14 protein-coding genes, 1 tRNA gene and 2 pseudogenes are annotated in these 18129 nt (G+C 48.9%); 5 read left to right on the forward strand and 12 right to left on the reverse strand.

Going from position 1 to position 18129, the window contains the following annotated elements; genetic code table 11:
* Window positions 1-117: 117 nt before the first annotated feature.
* The 10 genes from ACTJKB_RS06755 to ACTJKB_RS06800 form a co-directional block, all read right to left on the reverse strand.
* Window positions 118-2409 (reverse strand): methyl-accepting chemotaxis protein, encoded by a 2292-nt coding sequence (locus tag ACTJKB_RS06755; RefSeq protein WP_440832643.1) that lies wholly within the window; start codon window positions 2407-2409, stop codon window positions 118-120.
* A gap of 229 nt (window positions 2410-2638) precedes the next feature.
* The gene (locus ACTJKB_RS06760) at window positions 2639-3970 is read right to left on the reverse strand and encodes a peptidase U32 family protein (protein ID WP_440832645.1); all 1332 of its coding nucleotides are present in this window, start codon (window positions 3968-3970) and stop codon (window positions 2639-2641) included.
* A 266-nt stretch (window positions 3971-4236) separates the two neighbouring features.
* Window positions 4237-5169 carry a peptidase U32 family protein gene (locus ACTJKB_RS06765; protein ID WP_440832647.1) on the reverse strand — a complete coding sequence of 311 codons (933 nt, stop codon included), beginning with the start codon at window positions 5167-5169 and terminating at the stop codon, window positions 4237-4239.
* 53 nt (window positions 5170-5222) lie between these two features.
* Window positions 5223-6272, reverse strand: a complete 1050-nt coding sequence (gene mltG / locus ACTJKB_RS06770; RefSeq protein WP_440832648.1) for an endolytic transglycosylase MltG — start codon at window positions 6270-6272, stop codon at window positions 5223-5225.
* Window positions 6273-6490: 218 nt separating this feature from the next.
* The gene (locus ACTJKB_RS06775) at window positions 6491-6799 is read right to left on the reverse strand and encodes a DUF1292 domain-containing protein (protein ID WP_440832650.1); all 309 of its coding nucleotides are present in this window, start codon (window positions 6797-6799) and stop codon (window positions 6491-6493) included.
* Window positions 6792-7100: a DUF1292 domain-containing protein gene (locus ACTJKB_RS06780; protein ID WP_038588104.1), complete on the reverse strand. Its 309-nt coding sequence runs from the start codon at window positions 7098-7100 to the stop codon at window positions 6792-6794. Before ACTJKB_RS06780 ends, ACTJKB_RS06775 begins: the two co-directional genes overlap by 8 nt.
* Window positions 7101-7114: 14 nt before the next feature.
* Window positions 7115-7531, reverse strand: a complete 417-nt coding sequence (ruvX, locus tag ACTJKB_RS06785; RefSeq protein WP_440832760.1) for a Holliday junction resolvase RuvX — start codon at window positions 7529-7531, stop codon at window positions 7115-7117.
* Window positions 7531-7806 (reverse strand): IreB family regulatory phosphoprotein, encoded by a 276-nt coding sequence (locus ACTJKB_RS06790; RefSeq protein ID WP_440832761.1) that lies wholly within the window; start codon window positions 7804-7806, stop codon window positions 7531-7533. Before ACTJKB_RS06790 ends, ruvX begins: the two co-directional genes overlap by 1 nt.
* Window positions 7807-8200: 394 nt before the next feature.
* Window positions 8201-10834 (reverse strand): alanine--tRNA ligase, encoded by a 2634-nt coding sequence (gene alaS / locus ACTJKB_RS06795; protein WP_440832652.1) that lies wholly within the window; start codon window positions 10832-10834, stop codon window positions 8201-8203.
* Window positions 10835-10860: 26 nt separating this feature from the next.
* The gene (locus ACTJKB_RS06800) at window positions 10861-11058 is read right to left on the reverse strand and encodes a hypothetical protein (RefSeq protein WP_440832653.1); all 198 of its coding nucleotides are present in this window, start codon (window positions 11056-11058) and stop codon (window positions 10861-10863) included.
* Window positions 11059-11318: 260 nt separating this feature from the next.
* Between ACTJKB_RS06800 and ACTJKB_RS06805 the strand changes: the two genes are divergently transcribed.
* Window positions 11319-11395, forward strand: a tRNA-Pro gene (locus tag ACTJKB_RS06805).
* Window positions 11396-11671: 276 nt separating this feature from the next.
* Here ACTJKB_RS06805 and ACTJKB_RS06810 read toward each other — a convergent pair.
* Window positions 11672-11835: pseudogene (locus ACTJKB_RS06810) on the reverse strand (S-ribosylhomocysteine lyase); the annotation flags it as partial.
* Window positions 11836-12150: 315 nt separating this feature from the next.
* Here ACTJKB_RS06810 and ACTJKB_RS06815 point away from each other — a divergent pair.
* The 3 genes and pseudogenes from ACTJKB_RS06815 (at window position 12151) to ACTJKB_RS06825 (ending at window position 15284) form a co-directional block, all read left to right on the forward strand.
* Window positions 12151-12845 (forward strand): annotated as a pseudogene (locus ACTJKB_RS06815) (response regulator transcription factor).
* 1 nt (window position 12846) lies between these two features.
* On the forward strand, window positions 12847-13902 hold the full coding sequence (locus ACTJKB_RS06820) for a HAMP domain-containing sensor histidine kinase (protein WP_440832655.1): 1056 nt from the start codon (window positions 12847-12849) through the stop codon (window positions 13900-13902).
* Window positions 13903-14123: 221 nt separating this feature from the next.
* Window positions 14124-15284 carry an alpha/beta hydrolase gene (locus tag ACTJKB_RS06825; protein ID WP_440832657.1) on the forward strand — a complete coding sequence of 387 codons (1161 nt, stop codon included), beginning with the start codon at window positions 14124-14126 and terminating at the stop codon, window positions 15282-15284.
* Window positions 15285-15671: 387 nt separating this feature from the next.
* Here ACTJKB_RS06825 and ACTJKB_RS06830 read toward each other — a convergent pair whose 3' ends face one another.
* Window positions 15672-17153: an MDR family MFS transporter gene (locus ACTJKB_RS06830; protein WP_440832762.1), complete on the reverse strand. Its 1482-nt coding sequence runs from the start codon at window positions 17151-17153 to the stop codon at window positions 15672-15674.
* A gap of 54 nt (window positions 17154-17207) precedes the next feature.
* Between ACTJKB_RS06830 and ACTJKB_RS06835 the strand changes: the two genes are divergently transcribed.
* Window positions 17208-17801, forward strand: a complete 594-nt coding sequence (locus ACTJKB_RS06835; RefSeq protein ID WP_440832659.1) for a TetR/AcrR family transcriptional regulator — start codon at window positions 17208-17210, stop codon at window positions 17799-17801.
* The last annotated feature ends 328 nt before the right edge of the window (window positions 17802-18129 follow it).

An 18129-nucleotide genomic window follows, 5' to 3' on the forward strand; every position in this document is an offset into this window, starting at 1 on the left:
CTGATGTACAAGGAATTTACATTCCCAAGCTTTGAATATCTTGCAAAAAAAAGCGCCCCGCTGCCGATTGCCGGCTTGCGGAACGCTTGTTCATTAGATCTTGGAAACTCTTTTTCTTTATTTAATCGTAAACAGTGAAAGCTTGTCTTTCAGCTGGGTTGAGACACTTTCCAGTTTGCCGGACAGCGCAACGAGCTGATCGCTGACATTCTGCTGTTCATTGCTCAAGGAAGCAACCTCTTCCGAGGTGGCCGAAGACTGTTGAGCCACTGCACTTACATTGCCCATGGCATCCGACAAGACACCCTGCGAATGATTTAGACTGTCAATGGCTCCGGTAACCGACTCCAGGCTGGATATGAAATCTTCCATTTGTCCTTGTACGGATACAAAGATATCACTGGTGCTCTTCACCGAAGTCATCTGCTGTTTAAAGAGCGGTGCAACCTCGGACAATACTGCCACTGTCTCATTCATTTCCGTAATAATCTTATCGGTAATGCCGGCGACGACGGCGATGGACTGTTTGGATTGGTCAGCCAGCTGCCGGACCTCATCGGCTACGACCATAAATCCGCGTCCAGCTTCACCCGCTCTTGCTGCCTCGATCGTGGCATTGAGCGACAGGATATTCGTCTGCTGTGTGATATTCTTCATCACATCCAGTACTTTGATGACCGAGAATACCGTGTCTTTCAAATTGTTGACCCGATCAACCAGCGCAGTAGTCATCTCACCCGTACGGCTGGTCTGCGTCAGCAGCTCTTCCAGCTGCTTTGCACCTTGACCGCTGGCTTCTCCCACTCCGCGGGCCGCTTCATCCATCTCGGCATTCGCTGTGATGACGCTCTGCATCTGAGTTCCAATCAGATCCGTGAGCTCATTGCCACGCTCAGCCTCTTGCGCCAGACTTCCGGCGCCACCGGCAATCTCTTCGGTAGCTGCCGCGATTTCCTTAGCGGAAATTGCCGTCTTGCGGGAAGCATCTCCAAGCTCTCCGGCGGTTTCCAGCACTTCGCGTGCGGTATCCGTCGTCTGGGCAACGAGTTCGGTGATCCGCTCCATCATTGTATTAAAGGATGCAGACAATTCACCGATTTCATCCTTGGATACATATTCCGTGCGTACACTCAGGTCGCCCTTTGCGCCTTCCACCATAAGATCCTTCAAACGTGCCAGTGGGCGGGCAATCATCCGTACCATTACAATACCGACCAGAACGGCCAGCACCGCAGCAGCAACAGCAGCCATAAATGTTGTGAACAGGATTGGAGTAGCAGCCTTCACCAGTTCACCGGTAGGGACAATACCTGTCAGCTTCCAGTCCGCTTTGGTCATAGGATTGTAGACAGCCAAAACGTCTTCGCCTTTTGAATCCGTGGCATCCTCACTCTTACTGTTGGTCTTGCTTTCTTTAATAAATCCAAGCTCTGATACCTTACCATCCTCTTCAGGGATGGAGGAGGCCACTACGGTTCCATCGGGTGCAACGAGCTGAATCCGTGAGCCGTCTCCGAGTGTTACGCTCTTGAAGGCTTCCTCCAGCAGTGAATTCTTCAGTTCTAGCATAATCACATATCCTGAATTGGCTCCAAGATTTTTCAGCACTCTGACCATCGCAATATTCTTCCCGTTTTCTCCTGCTACGGATGTAGGGAACCAATAATTCTGTGCCGATTTTTCCTCTGTGGAATAATAGTTCTTATAATTCTCTGCATTTGCAACCGCTGTTTTGAACCATTCCTGATCTTTTACACTATCCAACTGCATGCTGGAGCTTCCACTTGTGATAATATCAAAACCTGGGGAAGTCGGAACCAGTGTAATCGCCACAATATTAGCGTCTGTAGTCGTCTGGCTGGATAGCTTTTTATTCAACGCATCCGTAGCCACGAATTTATCGTAACTGGATTGCGCAGAGGCCAGATCTGTCAGATTGTTCTGCATTTGCGGATCAAAAAAGAGCTGCATGGCCAAATTTTCATATTGCTTCAATGTAATATCAAGCTTCTCCGAGGTCTGGATAATCGTCTGGCGGTTAGCTTCCGACACATTATCCTTAATGGTGTTCTTAGCTTTATTATAGGACAATAGCCCTAAAGCCAATACAACTACCACAATGGAGGATAAAAAGATCAGGAACAGCTTAACCCCAACCGACTTATTGGGATTGACTCTCTTGACCTGACTTACCGAACTATGCAGCATACCCTTAACAGAAAGACCTGAGCCTATACGTTTTTTGGCTGGCGCAGCTTTATTAACTGCTTCCTGTACTGCATCTGTAAGGTTTGGCTCAGATTTCTGGACGTTCGACGGCGGTTTCTTATTGGACTTATTCTTCTTCGACAATTTCATCCTTCTCTCTTTCCGCTCTTCCCCATTGCTCTCCCGTTTAGGAGCAACCATCATAATCACCTGCCAGTTAGAATAGAAGACATATGTAAGCGTTCGCTCCTATTTATATCGGCAGTTTAGGTATAATTTCTTAGTTTTCTTTAGAAATTACCACAGAATCTTTATATATTTTAGTCATTTTCCATTTTATCCTATATGTCAAAAAGGAATGCCCCTCATAAGAGGTGCATCCCTCTAGGGGCATTCCTTTCAAAGTACTCAATTATAACTCAATAACACACTATTTCTTCTTACGCATCATGTCGAAATAGGCCACAGGCTGATCTACCTTCATGCGCACCCGCTGCAGCGGGTGACGTGCAGCATCAAGCGGCTGACCTTCCTCGTCCCACAGCTCGCCTACCGTTTGTTTGAAGAACGTATTGTCAGGTCCGAAGAACTCCACTTCCTGCCCTGGCTTGAAGTGATTTCGCTGCTGAATCAGCGCGGTTCCGCTGGCCGCATCGTACTCCATCACCAGTCCGGCAAAGTCATAAGGCGCGGCCTTTTCTTCTGGCTCATAAATATGATCCTCATGATCCGGTGTATCGTAGAAAAACCCGGTGTTCAGTGGACGGTTCGCCGCCTTTTGCAGCTCTTCCAGCCATTCCGGCTTCAGTACGTACCCTTCCGGGTCGGCCATATAGGCATCGATGGCTTTGCGGTAAGCATTGACAACCGTCGCCACGTAGTGGATGGACTTCATCCGTCCTTCAATCTTGAAGCTGTCTATGCCGACTTCGATTAGCTCAGGAATACTCTCCAGCATACACAAATCCTTGGAACCCATCGAGAACGGGTTATCCTCCGGCTGATGCAGCGGAAGCTGGGTTACCCCCGGCTGCAGCGGCAGAGGAGACTGCTGTGCCTGAGCCTGTTCTTCCTCGGATACCCAAGTACCTTCAGGGCGGGCATCCTCGAACAGATCGTATTTCCAGCGGCAGGACTGGCAGCAGCCTCCACGGTTCGAATCGCGGTCCGTGAAGTGGTTAGACAGCACACAACGGCCGGAGTACGAGGAGCACATCGCTCCATGGATGAAGCTCTCGATTTCAATATCGACATGCTGCTTGATTTCAGCGATTTCCTCAAGGCTCGTTTCACGGCCGAGGACGACACGCGGAAGTCCTTCTTCCTTCCAGAAGGATACGGCTTGCCAGTTGAGTGTGGACTGCTGGGTGCTCAGATGAACTTCAAGACCCGGCACCAGGCGGCGGGCGGTATCGACGATGGCAGGGTCGGCCACGATAATGGCAGCGATTCCCGCTTCATATAGGTTACGCAGGTATTCTTCAATCCCCGCGATATCTTCATTGTGGGCATAAATATTCGTTGCGACAAAAACCTTGGCGCCGTATTTTTTGGCAAATTCCACACCCTCGCGCATCTCCTCGAAGCTGAAGTTATCTGCTCCCGAGCGCAGGCCATATTTCTGTCCTCCAATATATACTGCATCCGCACCATAATGCACGGCGAATTTCAATTTCTCCAGATTACCCGCCGGAGCGAGGAGCTCCGGTTTGTCCAGACGGTAACGTTTGCCCTTGTATTGCGGCTTGGTCATGGTTCCCATTCCTGTTCTCCCCTCCATTGTCTCACCAGTTAAAATAGCTAAAAACCTTACACTTTGGTGTTGAACGCAGCTGCGGAGAATGTTTGGACTTCCGGCCGCTGTTAGGTTTGGATTTCCTGAATTTAACCGCTGGCCGCAGTAGAAATCCAAACCTAAAGGCGGACGCTGACGCTCCTACAGTTCCAAACTTCCCCTCCACTGCTACACCTGAATGTTGTTTATAGATCTATTTTAAAAAGCTGAGTCATTGCTTTTTTTATTATATTTTAATATACCTGTTCCTTGTAAAAAAAGCCGAAGGACAGCTCGCGATCAGGGTCCTGCAGCGCACGTATGCCATCCATCCAATCCTCTTGGAAGGCATAGCCTTCAGGATTTGCAGCGTAGAGATCAATCGCATGACGATAAGCCTTAACGACGGCTGCATTGTAGGCAACCGGCTTCAGCAGTCCTTCAATCTTCAGGCTCTGCACTCCTGCCTTCAGCAGAAAATGTAAATCCTCCAGGATGCAAATATCATCGGAGCTCATAATATGCGTGCCGTTCTCATCCTCGTATATCGGAAACTTTTCATTGGGGCGCTCAGCTTCGATCAGAAACAATCCGCGCTCCTTGCCAAGGCTTCCGCCATCGCTCGGGCGGCCCTGGTGGGACATGTAGCTTGCGACTAGCTTGCGCTTGGAGTGATAAATATTTGTCATGCCGTGTACCTGCACCTGGGCTTCAACTTCCAGCAAGGGCACCATTTCGGTCATCTCATCCATGTTCAGCTCACGGGCCAGAACAACCCGTGAAGCCCCCTTGCGTCCCCAGTAATTGGCGGTTGCATAATTGGTTGAAGTCATTTCTGCATTCCAGTGCAGCTTCAGTCCCGGCGCTTCCTTCTTCACTGCGGCGAGCACGGCCGGATCACCAAATTCGATGCCATCTACACCCAGTTCTCCAATGGCTTTTACATAAGCGGGAAGCTCGTCCAGCAGCCGGTTCGACATTAGACCGCCCAGGCCTGCGTAGACTTTGCAGCCTTTAGCATGAGCCAGCTTGACGACCTTCGCTGTATCCTCCAGCGAGAAATGGCCTGCCAGACGCATGCCAAAGCGGTCATCGCCAATCAACAGCGCGCCTGCCCCGGCCTCCAGCAGTACAGCCGCTTCTTCCAAGGAAGCGGCTGTCGCCAGCAGCTCCGGTTTGTTATTCATGTTGCACCCTCCTACTTCGCGGTTCAAACCGCATCACACTCTATTTTAATAGGTTACTGCGAATTTTGTTCACTTTTTTTGATATTGGCTAAATGTTCCTTATAGGTCCTGCCGAATAAATGGCCCTGTGAGCCATCCTTTTTGGTTACATAGAAATAATAATCCGAAGCTTCCGGTGTCAGGGCCGCCTCAATGGACGCAAGACCGGGGCTGCTGATCGGCCCGGGCGGCAGACCTTCATTTTTATAGGTATTATAAGGACTGTCGACCTTCAGATCCTTCTCATACAGCCGTTCCTTCTGTTTGTCCAGCAGGTATTGAACAGTCGCATCGATCTCCAGCTTCTGCCCTTTATCCAGCCTGTTGTAGATCACTCCGGCCACAATCGGACGTTCACTGTCCACTACAACCTCACGCTCTACAAGCGAGGCCACAGTCAGCAGTTCATGCAGGGAGAGTCCGCGGTTCTTCAGCTTGCCTTGCCAGCCTTCAATACTGTCCAGCTTCTTCTCAAGCTGCTCCAGCATCGCTTCAACAACCTGCTCCGGTGTACTCTCCTTCACAAGCTCGTACGTCTCCGGAAACAAATATCCCTCCAGACGGTGGCGAAGCTTGTTGTCTTCAGGAATACCCAGTCTGCCCACGGCTTCAAGGCCCGCTCCAGAATCTATAATTTTCAGGAATACTTCGGGTTTCTGATTCCAGGCTGCAGCAAGCTTATCAGCAACCTGCCTGGCCGTATATCCCTCCGGAATCGTAAATGAAACGGTATCCTTCTTCACCACATCCCCTGCATTCAGGCGGGCAATGAGTGAATCATAGGTTTCGCCTGGACTGGCGGTATAGGTGCCTGCCTTGAAGCTGGACCCTTCCTTGACCCATTTCAAGTAGCCTTTAAAAAATAATCCTTTGCGTATAATGCCGTTTTGTTCGAGCAGGTCGGCAATTTGCGCGCTGCCCATACCCTTCTCTATCGTAAAGGTTACCGGCGGGCCTGCCGGCTTCACCGGCTGCATGCCATTCCAGATGTACCAGACTCCTCCCCCGCCAATTGCAGCCAGCAAAAGGATAATAAGAGCCAAGGTGCGGATTGCGGCTTTCAAATGTCACTCCTCACTTTCCGACTATAAAGTATAAAATTGTATTGTCTCAAATTCAACATATATTTTTGCGAACAGTATGAATTGCTCAAGTGGAAGGCTTCGCTATCCTCCGAAAGAGGCGGCTTTTTTTCTCCAAAACTTCTATTTCAAGCAAAAAGAGCGCGGAAAAATTCCCGCCCTCTTCCGTGCTACTCATGCTATAGCGTACATATGGAAGCTTATTCGCTCTCGTCAGCAGGAAAAGTCAGCTCATCATACAGCTCGTTGACATTTTCCCATTCCTCATCATCCACGATGCTCTCCAGTTCAGGAAGCCCGTCAGGCGAAACCACAATCCGCAGAATCTCCTGTTCGGCGCCTTTCCCGGAACCGGCAAGCACCGCATACGCGCGGTCACCAACTTCAAATTCGGCAATAATATCGTAAACGGAAGATTTGCCCTGCTCGTCTTCCAGTTCCACTGTTTCTCCATATACTTCTTTGAGCTTTGAAGTCCAAACTACCTGATCGGCGGAAAAATCAGTCATTCTCCGCTCCTCCGTCCAGCTCATCTACCAAGGTATTGAAGGTCTCTTCAACAATGGCCCATTCCTCATCATTCTCGATCATAAAGAGCTGAAGATCATCACCGTCTTCTTCATAACGGAACGCATACACCTCATCGCTCTCTTCATCCTCGGAATCCAGTGGAACCACCATCATATACTTGGCATCCGAACCGTCGACTTCAAATTTCATAATGACCTCAAATTCCTCTTCATTACCTTCCTCATCAGGAATGTAGATAATTTCCGGTTCTTCTTCTTGGCCAATCTGCTCGTTTGTCATATCCAACACACCCCTCACCTTTTACTGTTAGCATCCAAAAAATTTTGCAAAATCAGGGCTGCGGCCATTTTGTCCACAATCCCTTTGCGTTTCTTCCGGCTGACGTCCCCTTCAATCAGCACCCGTTCGGCGGATACTGTCGTCAGACGCTCATCCCAAAGGTGTACGGGCATTTCGAATTGCTCCCGTAGCTGATCGGCAAACTCAATGCAGATCTCACCACGGGGTCCTACGGAGCCGTTCATATTCTTCGGAAGGCCAACTACAATCTCTCCAATCTCATGTTCCTTGACCAGTTCGCGGATACGCTGGAACTCATTTCCGTTGCCGCGCCGCTCAATCGTCTCCAGAGCTTGTGCTGTCCATCCAAAAATATCGCTTGTGGCAACTCCGATTCTGCGGTCGCCGTAATCCAGACCCAGCTTCTTCATCATTTCGGATGATCCACCCGATGATTGGCGAGGTAGAAACGAACCAGTTCCTCAATCAGCTCATCACGTTCTTTCCTCCGGACCAAACTTCTCGCATTGTTGTGGCGCGGAATGTAAGCCGGATCTCCAGAAATAAGATACCCTACGATCTGGTTGATGGGATGGTATTCCTTCTCCACCAGCGCATCGTATACTGCGAGCAGTATCTCCTCGGAGGAGGCTTCCTTCTCATCGCCCTTTACATTGAATTTGACCGTTTTGTCCATGGAGTCCATTTGTGACACCTTCCTTCTGCAAAATCACCCGCTTCTTGGGCGGCTTCGCAAAGTTGCTGCTGTACAGCTGACTTGCTGCTCTCATCATAACATATTCATGGCCCAACGAGGAAATCCTGCCACCGTGATAACGCTTTTTTTGGTATTTCGTCTACAAAAATAGAGATTTTTTTGGGTTTTAAGCTATTGCAGATGTTCGCTGAAAGTGAATATTGACAAAAAATATACATTTTCCAGCTTCGCGTGAATAAAGCAGCGGTACTGATATATTGCTCTCAGTACCGCTGCGGCAACCCTCATTTCCGATTTCCCTGTCCATCTGTCTGCGCTGCGAAATCCATCAATCCCTGGCGTTATGCAGCAGCTGCGAAACCTGCTCCGTCACTTTTACCGCTTACCCCTGAGCGGCTACAAGCTCCTCGGCTTTCAGAAGAGCTTCGCCCAGCTTGGAAGCATCCTTGCCTCCGGCTTGCGCCATATCCGGACGTCCACCGCCCCCGCCGCCGCATACCGCTGCGATTTCCTTCACCAGCTTACCAGCGTGGAAGCCTTTTTTGACGAGGTCCTGCGGTACCGATACGACAAAGTTGACTTTGTCGTCCATAGCCGCACCCAGCACAAGTACAGCATCCGGCAGCTTGGATTTCAATTCATCGGCAGTGGAGCGCAGCGCGTCCATATTACCAGCTTGAACGGCAACCGCGAGCAGCTGTGTACCGCCGCCTACCGTTTTCACACTGCTGGTCAGTTCGGCAGCAAAGGTTGCGCTCAGCTTAGATTGCAGGGATTCATTCTCACGGGACAGCTCACGGACCTGGGCATGCAGCGCTTCAATCCGTTTCGGCACATCGTTTAGCGAAGACTTCAGCAGTCCTGCCGATTGCTTCAAAAGATCCAGCTGGCTTTCGGTGAACTGGTACGCATAACGTCCGGTTACCGCTTCGATCCGGCGCACCCCGGAGCCAATGCCGCTCTCGCTGACCAGCTTGAAAATCCCGATCTGCGAGGTGTTCGAAACATGGATACCGCCGCACAGCTCAAGGCTGTAATCGCCAACCTGAACCACACGTACGATGTTGCCGTATTTTTCCCCGAAGAGCGCCATGGCACCCATAGCCTTGGCTTCATCAATCGGCTTGTTCTCAATCACTACATCCAGGCCGCGCCAGATTTGCGCGTTCACCCGGTGTTCAATGTCGCTCAGCTCTTCCGGCGTAATTGCGCCGAAGTGTGAGAAGTCAAAACGTAAACGTGCGCCTTCTACTAAAGAGCCGGCTTGATTCACGTGACCACCAAGCACTTCTTTGAGTGCTTTATGCAGCAGGTGGGTTGCCGTATGGTTCTTAACAATGTCTTCACGCTGCTCCCGGTTCACTTCGGCGCGGACACTGTCGCCCACTCTCAGCTCCCCGGCTTCCACAGTAACCAGATGAACATGCTGGCCGTGCGGAGCTTTGAACAGTCCCGTCACCTTGGCTGTCACCGAACCTCCAGTCAGAAGACCGGTGTCGCTGACCTGGCCGCCGCTTTCAGCATAGAATGGCGTCGATTCCAGGATAACCTGGCAATCGGTACCTTCGCCTGCGATGTCCACCAATGTACCGCCTGCAACAATAGCCAATATCTTAGACTCTGCTACGGAGTCAGTATAACCAACAAATTCACTTTTAACCGTCAGCTCAGCCAGCGGTCCGCCTTGAACCTTCATGCTGCCGCCGTCATGACGGGCGGCTCTGGCACGGTCGCGCTGCTCCTGCATGGCAGCGTCGAAGCCTTCGCGGTCCACGGTGAGGCCCTGCTCGGAGGCGAAATCCTCAGTCAGGTCAAACGGGAAGCCATACGTGTCATACAGTTTGAACGCATCGGCGCCGGCAATGGCACTGAGCCCGTCAGCCTTAGCTTTGGCACTGATCTCGCCCAGGATGGCCAGACCGTCGGACAGCGTTTCATGGAAACGCTCTTCCTCGGTACGGATGATCTTGGCGATGTAATCACGGTTCTCGACAACGGATGGATAGTAGACGCCCATCACTTCGCCCACAGTCTCCGTAAGGTCGAACAGGAACGGACGGTCCAGACCCAAGGTCTTGCCATAGCGCACCGCGCGGCGGAGCAGACGTCGGATAATGTAGCCGCGGCCTTCATTGGAAGGAAGCACGCCATCCCCTACAGCAAACGTTACAGTCCGGATGTGGTCGGCGATTACTTTTAGAGCAATATCCTGCTCCAGGTTGTCCTTGTAGGTTACACCTGCAAGCTTGGCCGTCTTCTGGATGATCGGCTGGAACAGATCGGTGTCAAAGTTGGAATCCACATCCTGCAGAATGGACGCGAAGCGTTCCAGACCTGCACCGGTATCAATGTTCTTGTTCGGAAGCGGCGTATAGCTGCCGTCCTTATTATGGTTAAACTGCGAGAATACGAGGTTCCACACTTCGAGCCAGCGTTCATTCTCCCCGCCCGGATACATTTCTGGATCGGACATGTCGCTGCCGTAGGCTTCGCCGCGGTCATAGAAGATTTCCGAACAAGGACCGCAAGGACCTTCGCCGATATCCCAGAAGTTGTCGTCACCCAGCTTAATGATGCGCTCAGCGGGCAGGCCGACCTTTTCATTCCACAGCTTGAAGGCTTCTTCGTCCTCAGCATATACCGTTACGGAAATGCGTTCCGGATCAAAGCCGATCCATTCCTTTCCGGTCAGAAACTCCCAAGCCCAGGTTATCGCTTCTTCCTTGAAATAATCACCAATGGAAAAGTTACCCAGCATCTCAAAAAACGTATGGTGGCGGCGCGTTTTGCCTACATTCTCAATATCGTTGGTACGAATGCATTTCTGCGAATTGGTCAGACGCGGATTCTCCGGGATTTCCCGGCCGTCAAAATACGCCTTCAGCGGAGCCATCCCGGCGTTGATCCATAACAGCGACGGGTCATTATGCGGCACGAGCGATGCGCTCGGCTCGATACGGTGGCCTTTGCTCTCAAAAAACTGCAGCCATTTGGAACGGATTTCACTTGCTTTCATCATGTACAGCCCCTGTCTCATAATTATTAAAAACAAAAAAAACGCCCCTGAATAAATTCAGGGACGATGATTATCGCGGTACCACCCTGGTTATCGCCAATATCCGTGAAGTCACGGACCATGGTCAGACGATCGCCTTGTGTGGCTGTTAACGGGTGCCCCCGGCGGGATTGTCCCCGCACTCCGAAATCAGCTTTCCGCCGGCCTGTCTTCAAGGTTCTCACAGCCAATTACGAAGACTATCGTAAAAGGAACCTCTTCTCTGATCCAAGCCAATCTCCGGCGTACTTTATTTCATCAACGTTTTTTCCGATTTTCATTTTAACATTTCAAGTATAGCCAGCGCCCCTATTTCTGTCAATCTCGGGTAGAGAAAAGGGCGAAATGAAGCAGAAAAATGATTATTTACAGCGCTTACTTGCAGGCGTATAATGTGGATTGTTCAGAGCAACCCTGCGGTTAACAACGGGTTAACCTGTAATGACGAGACGTGGCTCAGCTTGGTAGAGCGCTTGCTTCGGGAGCAAGAGGTCGCAGGTTCAAATCCTGTCGTCTCGACCATGCTAAAATGCTAAAACCCTTGATTAATAAGGGTTTTTTTGTTCGAATTAGGATGAATCGATAAAAACTCTTTTTCTTCGTTTACTCGACTAACAAACATATATGATTTCGACACGATTTAATTAATAAACTTCATTTATACAGAAGGAACGAATGACCGTTCAATAACTGAAAAAAGAAATTGTTAGTCAAACGTAATCCCATAATGCAGAAAGCCTTTATTCCTCTAAATAATGATCCCCCCTATTTTGAATTAATTCCTCTCCAAGAATACAAAATCCCATCCCTCAAATGCGTGGCCAATAAGTGCTCAAGCGTGTGTACCGCCGCTGTCGGAATGATATCGGCATTGGGCTGCAAAAAACTCAAATCATATTTTGAATCGCACTCCCTTTTTCGTCATGATCCAAACCCCAAGCTTTGTGTTCATGGTGGTGCACGTACTTCTATGGACTATGCAATTCAATATTTATGCCTTGATTCTATTTACGAAGTGGACAATTGCATCAACAAGATGAAGAGAATATTATTTATACCAGATTCGTTTGCGTAATTCTGATCATCAATTGTTTAAGAATAGCCTACACTAGCCGGTACCAAAGAATTCTGGAACTTGAAATGGCGTTGCTCAAGCTCTTATTCCAGCGTATCCGGAACTGTAGAGGCGCTTTGAGCTCCATTTTTTTGTCAATTCAAGTCCATACGGCTCTTGTGTTATAAATGCAGTCCATTTAAAGCGGTTGGGAGGTAGAAAAATGTCAAAAACGATATTAGTTGTAGACGACGATGAAGAAATCGTAAAACTCATCACAAAGAGTTTAAGGTACGAGCAATTTGCAGTAATCACGTCAAGTTCCGGGAAAGAAGCCTTATCTGCATTGGATGAAAACCACATTGATTTTATCGTTTTGGATATAGTGATGCCTGATATGGATGGACATGATGTCTGCAGAAGTATCCGAAAATCTTATAATGTTCCCATCCTGTTTCTAAGTGCGCGTGATCAGGACATTGATAAAATCGTCGGCCTCGAAATAGGAGCTGACGATTACATGACCAAACCATTTAGTATTCAGGAGCTTGCCTCCAGGATAAAGGCCCACTTCAGAAATTGGACAGGCTGTTTAAAGAGTGGGATGAACTTAGTCCCAGTAGCGAAAAGGCGGATGCTCCGCTCATTTTGAACGATAAAACGTTTGAAGCCTTCCTGCATAGCAGGAAGCTCGACTTATCAACGAAAGAATTTCAAATTTTGTCTATTCTTATGCGTCACCCTAATCAGGTATTGAGTCGTGAGCAGATCTATGAGAATGTCTGGGGAGACGAATACGGAGAAATAAATACCGTAACGGTCCATATCAAAAATATCCGTAAAAAACTGGGTCCTGATCATAACTTTATTAAAACCATATGGGGCATAGGATACAAATATACGGAAAGAGAGCAATAGTATGAAACTGAAAATAAAACTTCCCCTCTTATTCCTGCTGATGCTTCTAATTCTTATGTTTTCCATTGGAATGTACTTGAAGTTTGTCTTTGCAGTATATTCCCCTATACGCGGTACATTGTTGGACTCACGCTATATAGCATTGCTTCTGCCCATATTTGCCATCGCTTGTTGTATATTTATTATTCTGATTATCTATATTTATTTTTGCATAGAGAAGCCCATTCGGCTTCTAAATACCAGGCTGGAAGAAGTAAATATTGTACATCCCATGCCTCCGTTAGCTTTGAGGAGTAATGACGAGATCGGAGAACTTTATAAGCACTTCAATAAGATGGAGCATAGGCTTCAACTCGCCCACAGAGAGCAAACCGATATGATTGCGACAATCACCCACGATTTGAAAACACCCCTGACATCTATTAACGGTTTTACTGAACTGCTGGCTACACACAAGGACTTACCAGAAACTGAAAAGCAGGAATATTATGATTTGATTCAAAGGAAGTCAGAATATATGGTCGAACTCATCAATGATTTCTCCAGCTTCACCAAAGAAAAACTGGAGTTGGAATCCATGGTAGCTAAACCTGTACAAGCATCAATATTTTTTGAAAAAATTGCTCTTGAATATGAGTACGAGTTAGCGGGACTTGACTACGAACTTACTTGCCGTCATTCATTCACGGAAAATATATTGCTAATGGTCAATGAACCTATGATCCGCCGGGTTTTCGGCAACCTCTTTAGCAATGCTGTAAGATATGGAGGGAAAAATAAGCTGAAAGTGTATATGACCGGATACCCGCTAGAACGTTATGCCTATTTCCAAATCGAGGATAATGGAATTGGAGTGCCTGATAAGGATATTTCTTCTCTGTTCCTCAAATTTTTCACTGTGGATAAATCGCGGCAAATCCAAAAGGGCGGACTCGGGCTGGGGCTTGCAAGCTGTAAATCCATTATTGAACATCACGGGGGCGAAATTGTTGCCTACTCTTCCGAATATGGCGGTTTGGGGATAAGATTCAGCCTTCCCCGGGCGGCACAACGCTAACTTTATTTTTGCATATCTTCTTTTACAACAAAGTTAAAGGCTGCTGCCGGGTGTCAACACCCAGGCGATAGCCTTTAACTTTGTTTTTTAGCGGTTTATAGTTTTTTATATTCTCTTTATAAACATTTATTTTTCCTTTAAAGAAGCTTTATCTTTGGATGTAAAAATTACTTGTAGTAAAAAAACTACAATCACTAGAACCGGAAAAGGAGGATTTTGCAATGTCAATTGAGTTCAGCCGCTGGCCCAATAACTACATGATGTCATACCAAGTTACCAAAGCTTTGGGTATGGCAAGTCTCGGTGCTACGGACGTCACTGAGATCTACGAGGCCTGCAAAAAAATCGACCCTGATGACAAGGATACGTGGCACAGGGAATGGCTCATCACCGCTCAGGCATTGGAAAGACACGGCAAGGAGGCCGAAACGGCTGGAAACTGGTATACCGCACGGAACTGCTACATTCGTGCCTGCAATTACTACAGAATCGCAGAGTATGCGGTGATGGATGATGACACCGAGAAAATCCGTATTTTTAAGAAGGTTAATGAACTCTTCGAAGCTGCCGGAAAGTACTTCGATGTCCGCCCGGAGAAAATCGAGGTCGATTACGAGGATGTCAAGCTGGAGGGATACTTCTTCTCCCCTTCCTGGATCAAAGGCCCAAAGCCGACCGTGTTTGCGCTTAACGGTGGTGACGAGTGGTCCATTGAAAATTATTTCTGGCTAGGTCCTGCCTTCATTTCGTGTGGATATAACTTTTTGGTCTATGACCAGCCCGGCACCGGCCTCTCGCTGTACGAAAAGGGGAAGGGGAGACGGGCGGACAGCGAGGCTTTCCATTCCCGGGCCATCGACTTTCTTCTAACACGGCCGGAAGTCGATCCCGATAAAATTATCGTGCACGGGGAGAGTTTTGCGGCTTACGACTCGCTGCGTTTCGCTTCGTTCGATCACAGGATTGCTGCCGTCATCTCCGACGGCGGTACGCATGCCTTCGACTGGAAAGCCATGCTTACATGGATGCCGCCAAGTCTGGCCGTACACGGCATGAGAATTCTGGGGGCAGAAAGCCTGGAGGATTTTGCGGGGAATCCGCGTTTTGCCTATGATCTTGAGGGCGTACTCCACCAGATCGAATGTCCGCTACTTGTAATGCATGGAGCGGAAGAGATATTGGTTCAGCCCAATCCGCTGACACAAGCCATGAAGAATTACGAGCAGGCGGGTTCGAAAAACAAGACATTCTACGCGATAGAGGATAGACGACTTGGCGGATTAGAACACTGTCAGGTAGACAACATCAACGTGCTGCATGAGGTAGCGCTGAATTGGCTCTGCTCCATTGGGCTTGGTCCAGCCGCGCCCCGCCAGTCTTAGGGATTGTCATAACATCATAAAGCAGTAGATTTATTGAAACATTTCCGATGGAGCTTGTTCAGGAATATCGTCCTTAGAATCCTGTACAAGCTCTCTCTTTATGAGGGATGAGTCCCAAGGAATACAAGCTGAATTATTCACCGAACGAATTGGGATAACCCTCAGCGGATACGAATATCTTCCGTAAACGCAGAGCAAATCTCTTACTCTGGTAGAAGGAAATTAAGCTATACGACATAGCTTTGCCACCCATTTACTTAATAAAGGGGCCAAATTCCGTTTGTTTAGATTTTTAGTCGGGTAACAGCCATTCCCCTTATTTCACTAGATTTATACGAGTTATACAGTTTACGCTCAGGGGCTATCACGAAGTGAATTCACTCGAATTTATCTTTTTATTCTCGGCAGAAGTGCCGCTGGAATTAGCGCCAATGTAGAGAAGGCAATCGACCAGATAAACGTATGATCGAACGCAACAGCCACAATCGCCGGATCATGTGACATGACTGAATTAAGCTCGTTCTGCAAAATAATAGCGATAACCGATACGCCAAAGGCGCCGCCGATTTGCTGCATAATACGAGTGGTGCTGCTGGCATGCGGGATTTGCTTCGAAGACAGGCCAATATAGGCGGAAGCCATGACCGGCAGAAAAACAGCGCCTAATCCTGCTCCCCGCACGATCAATGCCGCGCTCAAATAATAATAGCTCGTATCTCCACTAAGCTGCGTAAGCGGCCATGTTCCAAGCATGGTAAGGAGGGTTCCGGCAAGAACGACTGGCCTCGAACCGATCTGATCCGTTAGTTTGCCGGCAAGCGATCTTGTCAACAGCATCCCGACCCCTTGCGGAACAAGCAGCAGACCGGATAGAAGCACCGATTCGCCGCGGACTTGCTGGAAGTACAGCGGCAGCAACAGCATTGCCCCGTAGGAAGTCAGGCCGGATAGAAAAAGCAGTGCCGCGGACACGGTAAAGGAACGCACCCGGAACAGCCTAACATCAAGCAAGGCTTCGTTTCCTTTTCGAACGGCATAAACAACAAACCCAGCCAAAAGCGTTAACCCTGCTATAACGGGAACGAGAACCGCAGCATGACCGAAACCGTGACTCAAGCTCACTTCCCCAAGACCGTAAATAATGAGCACGATGGCTGGGGAGAGCAGCATCAGTCCCAACAGATCCAGCCGCAACGTTCGGGTTCGGCGCTGTTCATTAGGCAGCCCCTTCCACGCCATAATGATGGCAACGATGCAGAGCGGAATATTTACAAAGAAAATCCATCTCCAGCTCAGATGATTGATGATAAGGCCTCCCACCACTGGCCCGAGTATCGGCCCAAGCAGCGCCGGCAAGGCCACCGTGGCCATCTTTTTGCCCATATTTCGTCCTCCAGAGGCGCGTACTGCCAAAGTCTGCATAATGGGCATCAGCAATCCCCCGCCGATCCCTTGAATGGTACGAAAAAAAATCAGGCTGTCCACGTTCCATGCCAAGCTGCATAGCACAGAACCGAGCAAGAACATGCCAAGCGAAAATAGCCACATCGGCTTGCCCCCGAATCGCTCCACCGCCCAGCCGCTGAAGGGAATGACCATAGCAAGCGCAAGCAGATAAGCGGTCATAACCCATTGAATGGTTGACACCGAGGTATTGAAGTCCCGAACCAGCGTATCAATTGCCACATTCGTTATCGTCGTGTCGAATAGCGGAGCCAGAATACCAACCATTAGAATCCACATCAATTTCTTCTCGTCTGCCTGCTGTTCAACTGATTCAAGCGCTGTAGAACCTTGTTTTTGCAAGTTGATTGCCTCCCTTTTGATCGAAAAATAAGAAACTTTTAGTTTCTTATTTGCGTTTATGATATACTATCCCTATATGAAACGCAACGAATTTTCTTAAAGGAGTACGAGAACAACATGTCCAATTCTCAACACCCGGATAAATTGAAAAACAGACGCAGAGGCAAAGAGCTGGAAGCGGCTATCCTGCAAGCCGTGCGGGAAGAGTTGACAGAACAAGGCTATTCTAATCTTACGATGGATGGAGTGGCGGAACGGGCGGGGACAAGCAAAGCCGTGCTGTACCGTCGATGGGCCAACCGCGCTGAGATTGTACTAGCGGCGATCCGGGAACGCGTGCCTCTCCCGCTGGAGGAGGTACCCGATTACGGGAATTTGAGGGACGATGTTTGCGGCGTGCTTCGATCGATGAATCAGAACAACATTGAAGTGATGATAAAGGCCTTTTATGGGCTCGTAACGGAAATCGGCGCCATGCCGCTTGCATCCTTATTATTCCCCCAAGGGCGTCATAACAGGACAATGACGATTGTGCTGCAGCGGGCCGTTGACCGGGGAGAGGTGTCGGCCGAAGCCGTTACGCCCCGGATGCTTACTTTGCCGGCAGATCTGGCCCGCCATGAGCTAATGCTGTATAACAAACCAATGTCCGAGCAGACGATTACTAATCTTGTGGACGAAGTGTTCTTGCCACTTGTATTGAAGCGGTGATTACCAACGCCTGTCCCTCCGCAAATATTCCATATGATATACAATGGGTTTCCTATTCAACATTATTTTATCCTGCTCAGTGCATCAGGTGATTCTCAACTCCAAGCCCCATAAACACCAAAAGCCCCCCGCCCCATTACATCGGGAGCAAGAAGCCGCAAGGTCAAATCCTGTCGTCTCAATTATGCCTTAATATTACCGCCCTGCTACTGTTCATTGATGCTATTCCTCAATCTCCAAAGGGTATTCCCTCATATATTTAAGCAACTCATCCACGGTGGTAAAGGCAAGGCCCGTAACCGTATCCGCACACCCGTAGTAGATGGCA

The organism is Paenibacillus sp. 22594, assembly GCF_052044425.1.
Classification (GTDB): domain Bacteria; phylum Bacillota; class Bacilli; order Paenibacillales; family Paenibacillaceae; genus Paenibacillus_AQ.